Source organism: Mesorhizobium sp. M4A.F.Ca.ET.050.02.1.1 (assembly GCF_003997725.1).
In the GTDB taxonomy this organism is placed as follows: Bacteria; Pseudomonadota; Alphaproteobacteria; order Rhizobiales; family Rhizobiaceae; genus Mesorhizobium.
Map to the genome: position 1 here is coordinate 1 of NZ_RZSG01000149.1, position 10195 is coordinate 10195.

13 protein-coding genes are annotated in these 10195 nt (G+C 64.7%); 8 read left to right on the forward strand and 5 right to left on the reverse strand.

Going from position 1 to position 10195, the window contains the following annotated elements:
* Both EOA33_RS12815 and EOA33_RS12820 read right to left on the reverse strand, forming a co-directional pair.
* A partial coding sequence (locus EOA33_RS12815; protein WP_145989124.1) for a chloride channel protein occupies positions 1-861 on the reverse strand: 861 nt, incomplete at its 3' end.
* A 146-nt stretch (positions 862-1007) separates the two neighbouring features.
* Entirely contained in the window at positions 1008-1307 is a 300-nt protein-coding gene (locus EOA33_RS12820; RefSeq protein ID WP_127405788.1) for a putative quinol monooxygenase, read from the reverse strand.
* A 139-nt stretch (positions 1308-1446) separates the two neighbouring features.
* Between EOA33_RS12820 and flhA the strand changes: the two genes are divergently transcribed.
* From flhA to EOA33_RS12835, 3 genes are read left to right on the forward strand one after another with little or no spacing between them, the layout of a single operon-like run.
* Complete coding sequence (gene flhA / locus EOA33_RS12825) at positions 1447-3534, forward strand: flagellar biosynthesis protein FlhA (RefSeq protein WP_127405789.1); 2088 nt, start codon at positions 1447-1449, stop codon at positions 3532-3534.
* The gene (gene fliR, locus EOA33_RS12830) at positions 3531-4283 is read left to right on the forward strand and encodes a flagellar biosynthetic protein FliR (protein WP_127405790.1); all 753 of its coding nucleotides are present in this window, start codon (positions 3531-3533) and stop codon (positions 4281-4283) included. Before flhA ends, fliR begins: the two co-directional genes overlap by 4 nt.
* A gap of 4 nt (positions 4284-4287) precedes the next feature.
* A complete protein-coding gene (locus EOA33_RS12835) occupies positions 4288-4677 on the forward strand; it encodes a hypothetical protein (protein WP_126058454.1) in 390 nt (129 codons plus the stop codon).
* Here EOA33_RS12835 and EOA33_RS12840 read toward each other — a convergent pair.
* Complete coding sequence (locus EOA33_RS12840; protein WP_126058453.1) at positions 4674-4943, reverse strand: hypothetical protein; 270 nt, start codon at positions 4941-4943, stop codon at positions 4674-4676. The two genes, EOA33_RS12835 and EOA33_RS12840, sit on opposite strands and share 4 nt — an antisense overlap.
* 126 nt (positions 4944-5069) lie before the next feature.
* On the opposite strand from EOA33_RS12840, the gene EOA33_RS12845 reads away from it, so the two are divergent.
* The 4 genes from EOA33_RS12845 to EOA33_RS12860 all read left to right on the forward strand — a co-directional run bounded on the left by EOA33_RS12845 (position 5070) and on the right by EOA33_RS12860 (position 7100).
* The gene (locus EOA33_RS12845) at positions 5070-5663 is read left to right on the forward strand and encodes a rod-binding protein (protein ID WP_189347887.1); all 594 of its coding nucleotides are present in this window, start codon (positions 5070-5072) and stop codon (positions 5661-5663) included.
* An 8-nt stretch (positions 5664-5671) separates the two neighbouring features.
* Positions 5672-6088, forward strand: coding sequence for a hypothetical protein (locus tag EOA33_RS12850; protein ID WP_127405791.1), 417 nt, complete (start codon positions 5672-5674; stop codon positions 6086-6088).
* Positions 6089-6122: 34 nt separating this feature from the next.
* The gene (locus tag EOA33_RS12855) at positions 6123-6644 is read left to right on the forward strand and encodes a hypothetical protein (protein WP_126058450.1); all 522 of its coding nucleotides are present in this window, start codon (positions 6123-6125) and stop codon (positions 6642-6644) included.
* Positions 6645-6815: 171 nt separating this feature from the next.
* A complete protein-coding gene (locus tag EOA33_RS12860; protein ID WP_127405792.1) occupies positions 6816-7100 on the forward strand; it encodes an SCP2 sterol-binding domain-containing protein in 285 nt (94 codons plus the stop codon).
* Positions 7101-7205: 105 nt separating this feature from the next.
* On the opposite strand, the gene EOA33_RS12865 is transcribed toward EOA33_RS12860, so the two are convergent.
* Positions 7206-7913, reverse strand: coding sequence for an N-acetyltransferase (locus tag EOA33_RS12865; RefSeq protein ID WP_348628234.1), 708 nt, complete (start codon positions 7911-7913; stop codon positions 7206-7208).
* 99 nt (positions 7914-8012) lie between these two features.
* Positions 8013-9146 carry an ornithine/lysine decarboxylase gene (gene odc2, locus EOA33_RS12870; RefSeq protein ID WP_126058448.1) on the reverse strand — a complete coding sequence of 378 codons (1134 nt, stop codon included), beginning with the start codon at positions 9144-9146 and terminating at the stop codon, positions 8013-8015.
* Between the two features lie 540 nt (positions 9147-9686).
* Here odc2 and EOA33_RS12875 point away from each other — a divergent pair.
* Positions 9687-10195, forward strand: a 509-nt coding sequence (locus EOA33_RS12875) for an amidase family protein (protein ID WP_245482324.1), incomplete at its 3' end; no start/stop codon positions are given.

The following is a 10195-nucleotide window of genomic DNA, read 5'->3' on the forward strand; positions in this document are numbered from 1 at the left end:
GAAGGGCCGCAGCGACGCATCGACCGACAGCCGGGCAAAGCCGTGCTCGATCAGGCTGACCAGATGCATGATGGCGATCGAGGCGGCGCCCCCGAGCAGGCCGAGCAGCAGGAACGGGATGTACTGGCTGGCGGTCAGCGCCGGCAGGCCGGACAGTTCCAGCGGAAAAGGCACGACGCCGAACACCTCGGCGGTCAGCGAGGCGCAGATGGCCGCCGTCATCACCGGCGCGACATTGGCGACCGAATAGATGCCGATGATCAGCTCGAAGCCGTAGAAAGCGCCGGTCAGCGGCGCGTCGAAGGCGGCGGCGATGGCGCCGGCGGCGCCGCAGCCGACGAGGATGCGCACGTCGTTGCGGCGCAGCCTGAAGGCGCGCGCCAGCCGCGACGCCAGACCAGAGCCAACCTGCGTGTAGCCGGCCTCCAGCCCGACCGAGGCGCCGAAGCCGCTGGACAGCACCGTCTGGCCGACGATGATGAACGTGTCGGTGAGCGACATACGCCCGCCATAGAGCGCGTTGGCCTCGATCGGATCGACCGGAGTGCGGAACTTGCGCCTCCTGAGCCAGATCACGGTCAGCCCAAGCAGGATGCCGCCGATCGCCGGGATCAGCGCCTGCATCGGGCTTGCCAGCGAGAACATCGCCGACAGCCGGCCGCCCGGCTGCACACCGTACAGCATCCAGTGCATGCCTTGCACCAGTTCGCTCATGCCGGTGACCAGCGCGCCCGACATCACCCCGACGACACCCGCAAGCACGACGATGACGATGCCGCGCGCCTCGAGCAGCGGGATCGATCGGGTCAGCACCGCGCGAAGGCGGCGGGCGTAGACTTGGCTGTGGTTTGTGGCAGTCATCGGAGCGGTTGGCCGATTTCCGAAGGGAATGGAAAGCTGCCGTGCCTGATACGCCGGGCGGCATGCGTGGCTATTGCAATGCCGCCTGCTTGTGGCGCCATTTTGGCGCCGCTCGATCGGAATGATATCGATGAGGGGGGCCCGCTTCAGATCGGCCTGGCGTCGCCGGCTTCGTAGAGCACGAGGTTGCGGTCGCCGATGCCGAGGGCCGCCCAGCTCGCGCGCCAGTCGGCGATGTGCGGCGTGCGGAAATGCGCCTCGAGCGCGGCCCTGTCGTTCCACACTTCCGTGACGCGGATCAGCCCTGCGTCGAGGATGTCCTGCGCATATGAATATTCGAGGCAGCCCGGCTCGGCGTGGCTCGCCGAAACCATATTCTCCATGGCCGGCCTTGCCTCGTCCAGCCTATGCGCCGGCAGGCGGATGGTGCCGATAATCACGAGCATGCCGGTCCCCTTCTGAAGGTTGCGCGCGGCTGAGGATGCCGCCCATCGGCAGTAGCCAGTCTCCCACCCTCGCGCAAGCTTGGCTGGTTAGGCTCGAAAGGCTGCCGCGCGTTCGGCGCGCTGGAGACTTGAGGACGATATGGCGATCAGCGAAACAATCCCGGCCGGCCTGGTGGCCAAGAACGGCCGCGACGTCTTCTTCGCGCTGGGCATCGTCGTCATCCTGGCGGTGCTGTTCTTGCCGATCCCGGCCTTCCTCATCGACATCGGCCTTGCCTTCTCGATCGCGCTGTCGGTGCTGATCCTGATGGTGGCGCTGTGGATCCAGCGGCCGCTCGACTTCTCCTCCTTCCCGACCGTGCTGCTGATCGCCACCATGCTCAGGCTGTCGCTCAACATCGCCACCACGCGCATGATCCTCTCGCACGGCAATGAGGGCACGCACGCGGCCGGCTATGTCATCTCCGGCTTCTCGAAGCTGGTGATGTCGAGCGACTTCGTCATCGGCCTGATCGTCTTCCTGATCCTGATCGTGGTGAATTTCATCGTCATCACCAAGGGCGCCACCCGTATCGCCGAGGTTGGCGCCCGCTTCACCCTCGACGCCATCCCCGGCAAGCAGATGTCGATCGACGCCGACCTCTCCGCCGGCATGATCGACGAGAAGACGGCGCAGCTGCGCCGCCGCGAGCTGGAAGAGGAATCCTCCTTCTTCGGCTCTATGGACGGCGCCTCGAAATTCGTGCGCGGCGACGCCATCGCCGGCCTCATCATCACCGCCATCAACATCGTCGGCGGCATCGCCATCGGCTACATCCGCCACGGCATGGGTATGGGCGAAGCCGCCGACGTGTTCATCAAACTGTCGGTCGGTGACGGCCTCGTCACCCAGATCCCGGCGCTGATCGTCTCGCTCGCCGCCGGCATGCTGGTCTCCAAGGGCGGCACCCGCGGCTCGGCCAACCAGGCCGTGTTCGGCCAGCTCGGCGCCCATCCGCGCGCGCTCTACGTCGCGGCGTTCCTGCTGGTCATCCTCGGCCTCATGCCCGGCCTGCCGCTGTTCCCGTTCTTCGCGCTTGCTGGCGGCATGGCCGGTCTCGGCTACGTCATTCCGATGCGCCAGAACCGCGCCATGGCCGCCGCCGAAGCACTGAGGGACGAGGAGAAGGCCAAGAAGGCCGAGGAAGAGAAGAACTCAGTCAAGGCCTCGCTCGCCACCGCCGAGATCGAGCTGCTGATCGGCAAGCAGCTGTCGACGCGCTTGCTTGTGTCACATCAGGAGCTGGTCTTCCGCATGGCCAAGATGCGCAAGAAGTTCGCCCAGCAATACGGCTTCGTCGTGCCGGAAGTGCGCGTCGCCGACGACTTCGCCATCCCGCCGAAGAGCTACCAGATCAAGGTCCACGGCACGGTCGTCGCCGAGTACCAGATGCGCGTCGGCGAGATCATGGTGCTGCTCGGCACCCGCGACGTGCCGGACCTGCCCGGCGAGGAGATCCGCGAGCCGGCTTTCGGCATGCGCGCCTTCTCGGTGCTGGAGACCTTCGCCGAGGACCTGAAGCGTGAGAACTACACCTATGCCGACAACATGTCGGTGCTGCTCACCCATCTCTCCGAGGTCATCCGCAACAACCTGCCGCAGCTTCTCTCCTACAAGGACATGAAGGCGCTGCTCGAGAGGCAGGATCCGGAATACCGCAAGCTCGCCGACGAGATCTGCACCTCGCACATCTCCTATCCCGGCCTGCAGGCGGTGCTGAAGCTTCTGCTCGCCGAGCGCGTCTCGATCCGCAACCTGCATCTGATCATCGAAGCCATCGCCGAGATCGCGCCGCATGTGCGCCGCACCGAACAGATTGTCGAGCACGTGCGCATCCGCATGGCGCAGCAGATCTGCGGCGATCTTTCCGAGGGCGGCGTGCTCAAGGTTCTGCGTCTCGGCAACCGCTGGGACCTCGCCTTCCACCAGAGCCTCAAGCGCGACGCCAAGGGCGAGGTGCGCGAGTTCGACATCGACCCGCGTCAGCTCGAGGAATTCGGCCAGGATGCGACCAAGGCGATCCGCAAGCATCTGGAAGCCGGCGAGCGCTTCGTGCTGGTCACCGCGCCGGACGCGCGCCCCTATGTGCGCATGATCATCGAGCGCCTGTTCACCACGTTGCCGGTGCTCTCCCATGTCGAGATCGCCAAGGGCGTCGAGATCAAGGTGCTCGGGACGATCTCGTGAGCGCGCTCTCGCAAGGCGTCGTCATCGCCGCCTTCCTGGCTTTCTGCCGCATCGGCGCCTGTTTCATGCTGATGCCAGGCCTGTCGAGTGCGCGCGTGCCGATCCAGGTCCGGCTCTTCGTGGCGGTCGCCGCCACCCGCGGCCTGCTCGCCTTCCTCTGGGACCGCATCTACCCGTATGTCGATCCCCGCCCGCAGGTCCTGGCGCCGATGATCGTCTCGGAACTCTTGGTCGGCGGGCTGATCGGCGCCATGACCCGGCTCTATATGGAGGCGCTGCGCTTCATGGGCTCGGCCATCGCCACGCTGATCGGCTATGGCGGCGCCGGCGGCCCGGCGATCGAGGAGCCGGAGCCGCAGGCGGCGCTGGCCGCCATCATCTCCTTCTCGGCATTGCTGCTGCTCTTCGTCGTCGACTTCGACCACGAGATCGTGCGCGCTCTGGTCGCCTCCTACACGGTCGCGCCGGTCAACGTCTTCTTCAATCCGCAGGCGGCGCTCGTCGATCTCACCGACACCGTGTCGGACGCCTTCTTCCTGGTCATCCGCCTCGGCAGCCCGTTCGTCGCCTATGCCATCCTGGTCAATCTGACCATCGGCTTCGTCAACAAGCTGACGCCGCAGATCCCCGTCTACTTCATCTCGCTGCCTTTCGTCATCGCCGGCGGCCTGATCCTCTTCTACCTCGCCATCGGCACCATGCTGTCGCTGTTCGTCGACGGCTTTGTCGACCTGACACTGGCACGGTGACGCAATGACCACGCGCAAGGAACGGCTGCGGAAACTGGTCAAGGTGCAGGAGCAGCTCAAGGCCCTGCACGAGACGCGCCATGCGACATTCCTGGCGCAGGCGGGAGCGGCCGAGACCGAGGCAAGGGAACTGGTCGAGCACTTCGACGCTGACCAATCGCTGGCCGGCCAGTTCCCCGACCTTTACCATCGCCGCATCGCCAATGCCCTGGTCCGCCAGCAGGCAAGCCTGGAAAGCGCCAGGCAGGAAGCAACTCTCATCGCCACCGCGACGGCGCGCACCAACATGGTCGAGCGCGCCTACAAGGACGTGCGCCGCCGCGACGAGCGCGAACGCATCGACCGCGAGCGGCTCGATCTGATCGCGCAGAAGCGACGCGACGATACTAACTAGCGACTCGGTATCAAAGTCAGATCGAGAGTGCTGCCCTCGGGCACATCAGCTAGATCAACATGACGCAGCACGAACACTTCGAATTCGTGAGCGACATCGTCGATCCGCCGGAGCGCATACTCTTTCTCCGCGGCCGTCGAGGTTTTAGAGCCGTCCGGCCTCATGACAATCGCGTTGAGTTTTTGGCCCATCCGGAAGTCGGTCTGTAGGTCACCGACGACTACGACGCCTCGCCCGGAAATCTGAAATCTCTCGATAATCTTCATCCAACACTTTGGCCCCTAACCGCTGGCAAGAACGATCTCCCATTTCGTAGCACAGCAAAATCGCGATGGCGAAAGACGAGCCACTCGATGCTTGGGCTCGCAAGCCTGCCACAAGCTTGTTCAGTCATTGTGCGGATAGCAAAAACCGGCAAGAGGCGGACTTTTTTGGCAATCTCTCCACCCAGCGACATCGTCTTGGACGTCGCTCGCGCTGCCGAGCCGACGGACGTCGAAGCCGCGCGCGCGGCGCTGGCCAAACGGACTGGTGGCGCCTCGGCCGCCTTTTCAGTCGACACCGCCGGCACCATGCTTTCCCGGGCCACGGCGGACAAAGCCGAGGTGGCGAACCCGGAGAAGAAGTTCCAGCGCTTCGAGGCGATGGTGCTGCAGACCTTCATCCAGAACATGATGCCCAAGGACACCGAGGGCGTTTACGGCAAGGGTCTCGCCGGCGACATGTGGAAATCGCAGATGGCCGAGCAACTGGCCAATGTCATGGCCGCGCGCGGCGGCATCGGCATCGCCAGATCACTGCTCGCCGACCACTATATGGACGGCAAGCGCATCGTGCCGGTCGGCCCGGTTTCGGGTGGGCCGGAGAAGGCCGAGATCGACCAACAGATCCGGCTGTCGACGTCCATGGTGCAGGAGTTGCAGCGCCAGGCCGCGCGGTCGATGACCGGCGACGATACGACCATAGAAACCGATACAAAAATCTAGGGAGCCTCATGGCCGACCAATCCGAATTCTCCACCCTTCCGGCGCGGACCTCGGAAGCGCCCATCCCGCTCGCTCGCCCCGGAAACCTCGCCGCCATCATCGGCCGCATCGAGGAAGCGGTCGACGAGGAGACGGCTGGTATCCGTGCCAGCACCGGCTTCGACCTCAAGGCGTCCAACGCCCGCAAGAGCCGCTATCTCTACGAACTGACCCGCGCCATGAAGGGCGCCAACGAGATCGAATTCCTGGAGCAGCATCGCGAAGGCCTGGCGCGGCTGCGCCAGAAGCTGGCCAAGAACGAGGCGGCGATCCTCGCCCATCTCAACGCCGTCAACGAGGTCGCCCATCTGCTGAAGAGCGCCATTCAGCGCGCCGAGGCCGACGGCACTTATTCGGCCGGCGAGTTCGGCTGGGCAAGAGCATGATCCCGGCCGCCAGGGCGTCGCGAGGGAAAGACCGGTGATTAAGTTCATCGCCGCCGCGATCTGGATCTGCGCAGCGACGCTCGGCGCCGTGTTCTATTCGTTCCAGGCTGCCGGCAAGGCCGGCGTGGGCGAGCCGCCGAAGCCGATGCTGGGTGGCCTCGACTACGTCAAGACCGATATTATCTCGGTGCCCTTGATCCGCGACGCCAGGATCGACGGCTATTTTCTCACCAAGCTCGTCTACACGGTCGAGCCAGAGCAGATAAAGAAGCTGTCAATACCGGCCGACGCGCTGATCACCGACCAGGTCTACTCCTATCTCTACGCCAATCCGCAGGTCGATTTCACCAAGAAGGACACAATCGATCTCGATGCCTTCCGCAAGTCCATCCAGGACAGCATCAACGCCCGCGTCGGCGTCGAGCTGGTGCATGAGGTGCTGATCGACCAGGTCAACTTCCTGTCCAAAGACGAGATCCGCGACAACGCCATTCGCCGCCGCAAGGGCGCTGGCGAGACCGCCTCGGAAATGACCAAGCCCTTCAAGCAGCACTGATCGCGGCGCGGACGCATTCGCCGCCGCTAGCCAAGCTGATGCGAGATGACGCATCGTCACCACGTTGACGTAAACGTCAATGCGAAGCTATATGCGTCAGCGACCGTGATCGCGACATGCGCCGGCAATGCGCCGCCGCGTATCAAACGCAACAAGATGAGGAGAACCGCCGTGAGCGTTCAGGAGATTGCCGACAGGATCAAGTCGCGCGTGGCAAGCGCGGGCTTCGAGCATTCGGTCAAGTTCGACACCGGCAGCGACGGTGTCATCGTCATCGACGGCGCCACGGTCTCCACCACCGATGCGCCGACCGACTGCACCGTCAAGCTGTCGCTCGACGATCTGGATTCGCTGCTCGCCGGCGACCTCAACCCGACCATGGCCTTCATGTCCGGCAAGATAAAGGTCGAGGGCGACATGACTGTCGCCATGGCGCTAAGCCAGTTGCTTGGTTGACGACAGCGCCAAGATCAAAGCAAAACGCCGCCTCGATGGGCGGCGTTTTCTTTCGGTTTGACCGTGACCTTGCACAAAACCGGTTCCCACTCTTTGGGATGATGTCTAGGCGGCCAGCGACTGCGCCTTCTGCTTGCGTCCCGCAGCCTTAAGCGTGCCGTGTGCGTCGTCGAGCACGCCCTCCATCAGTTCCAGCGCCAGCAGGCGGTGCCGCTCATAGGGGCCGGGCATCGCGAGGGCGCCGGTCTTCGCCGCCGAAAATCCGAAGCGCCCGTAGTAGGGCGCGTCGCCGACGAGCAGGATGGCGCCATGGCCGAGGCGCGCCGCTTCAGTCACCGCATGCCGCATCAGCGCCGAACCGACACCGGAGCCCTTGAGCGCCTGTTCGACGGCAAGCGGTCCGAGTAGAAGGGCCGCCGGACCGCCTTCGCCCAACGTCACATCCCAAAGCCTCACGGTGCCGAGGACCGCGCCCGAGGCATCGCGTGCGACAAAGGCCAGGCCTTCCGAGGGCCGGCGGCCGCGCCGCAGCTTCTCCGACGACTTCCTACGACGGCCAGGTCCCATGGCGCGGTCGAGCAGGTCCTCGCGCGCCTCGATATCGCCGGCGCTTTCCGCCACGACGGTGAATGCCGGAGCCTGTGAGGCCCCCTCACCCGGCTCGCCGCGCGAGCCAGCCTGTGCCCGTTGGGCCAGGGAGGGCGCAAGCGCTGCCATCGGGCTCTTCTCCCCCGCGAAGAAGAGCTGATCCGAAGGGCCGGATGAGGGGGCAATGTCGGTGGCCGCGATGGCCGATTTGATCAGGTATTCCATGTCCGCGATCCTTCACGAGCGGAGGTCTGTTCCACAGGCGAGCCCGGGTGGGCGAACATGCGCCCACCTGGGATGATCAGAACGGTTCTTGCGAACCGGTCAGATCACGTAGGATCGGAGCGGCTCGAAGCCGTTGAAGGCGACCGAGGAATAGGTCGTCGTGTAGGCGCCGGTGCCTTCGATCAGCACCTCGTCGCCGATGGTCAGCGACAGAGGCAGCGGATAGGGCGTCTTCTCGTACATCACGTCGGCCGAATCGCAGGTCGGACCGGCGAGCACGCAAGGCGCGGTCTCGGTGCCGTCATGGGCGGTGACGATCGGGTAGCGGATCGCCTCGTCCATGGTTTCGGCGAGGCCGCCGAACTTGCCGATGTCGAGGAACACCCAGCGCACATTGTCGTTGTCGGCCTTTTTCGAGATCAGCACGACTTCCGACTTGATGACGCCGGCATTGCCGACCATGCCACGACCTGGCTCGATGATGGTCTCGGGCAGCGCGTTGCCGAAATGCTTGCGCAGCGCCGAGAAGATCGCCTGGCCGTAGGCCTGCGCCACCGGCACGTCCTTCAGGTAACGGGTCGGGAAGCCGCCGCCCATATTGACCATTTTCAGAACGATGCCCTCGTCGGCGAGCGTCGCGAACACCTTCTTGGCATCGCCCAGCGCGCGGTCCCAGGCCGTGAGATCGGTCTGCTGCGAGCCGACATGGAACGACACGCCATAGGCGTCGAGGCCGAGCGCCTTGGCATGGCGCAGCACGTCGACCGCCATTGCCGGCACGCAGCCGAACTTGCGCGACAGCGGCCATTCGGCGCCCTCGCCGTCGGTCAGCACGCGGCAGAAGACGCGCGCGCCGGGTGCGACGCGGGCGATCTTCTCGACCTCCTCGACGCAGTCCACCGCGAACAGGCGGATGCCGAGCTGGTAGGCGCGTGCGATATCACGCTCCTTCTTGATGGTGTTGCCGAAGGAGATGCGGTCGGCCGGCGCGCCGGCGTCCATGGCCATCTCGACCTCGGCAACCGATGCGGTGTCGAAGGACGAGCCCATCGCAGCAAGCAGGCGCAGGATCTCCGGCGCCGGGTTTGCTTTCACCGCATAGTAGATCTTGGAATCGGGCAACGCCTTCTCGAAGGCGCGGAAATTGTCGCGCACGACATCGAGGTCGACGACGAGGCACGGGCCGTTCGGACGTCGGGTGGCGAGGAAGTCAAGGATGCGCTGGGTGGCCATCGGGGTCTCTCCATAACGCCTTTCGGCGCGCAATAAGGCTGCGGGACGCGGGCTGTCGGCCTCGCGAACACGCGGTGGACAAAGGCGGGACGGAAAATCCATGGAACCAGCCGGTGGAGACCCCGGAACCATGAAATGCCGTCTCGCGGCGGTGAACCTTGGCCTTGCCCGGCCTCGGTTCGCTTTGTCTGCCTTGGCTTGGATGGGAGACCCGTCCGCACTGCCGGCAATGAAGGTGTGCCTCTTTAGTAACCCCGGTCTTTGGACAACCGGAAGAGAACCAGAAAGGCCCGCACCGTCGTTGCTTCAAGGTGTCCTCGATCTTGTGGTTGGCCACTGACCGACTGGAGTGGTTGGCTCCAGTTACCTTACCGATTGCCCTCACCATTCGAGGATCGGCGGACACCCACAGGCACGTGCGACTTTGGGCAAGCGCGATATAGGAGCGATGGATTTCACAATCAATAAAAATCGTAAGCTGCGGTTGTAAAATTTCCGGCATCGAACAATCTACGGAATACCGTATCCGGATATCGAACGATGACAGGCACGCACGGACCGTTCAACGCCTTCCTCAACCTTCGCCAAATGCCTGTCGCGCATGCGGAACTGGGCCCGCTGGCAGGGCTGCGGCTGGCCGTCAAGGACATCTACGACGTCGCCGGCTACCGCACCGGCTGCGGCAATCCGGGCAAATTCGCCGACGCCCACGCCGCCTCGCAAACCGCTCCGGCGGTACAGATCATTCTCGACGCCGGCGCGCGATTCGTCGGCAAGACCCAGACCGACGAGCTTGCCTTCTCGCTGATGGGCCAGAACGCGCATTTTCCCTTCCCGGTGAACCCGGCCGCGCCCGAGCGCGTCACCGGCGGCTCGTCGTCGGGATCAGCGGCGGCGGTGGCGGGCAAGCTCGCCGACATCGCCACCGGCTCAGACACCGGCGGCTCGATCCGCGCCCCGGCTAGTTTTTGCGGCCTGATCGGGCTGCGCACTACGCATGGCCGCATATCGCTCGACGGCGCCATGAAGCTCGCGCCGAGCTTCATGGG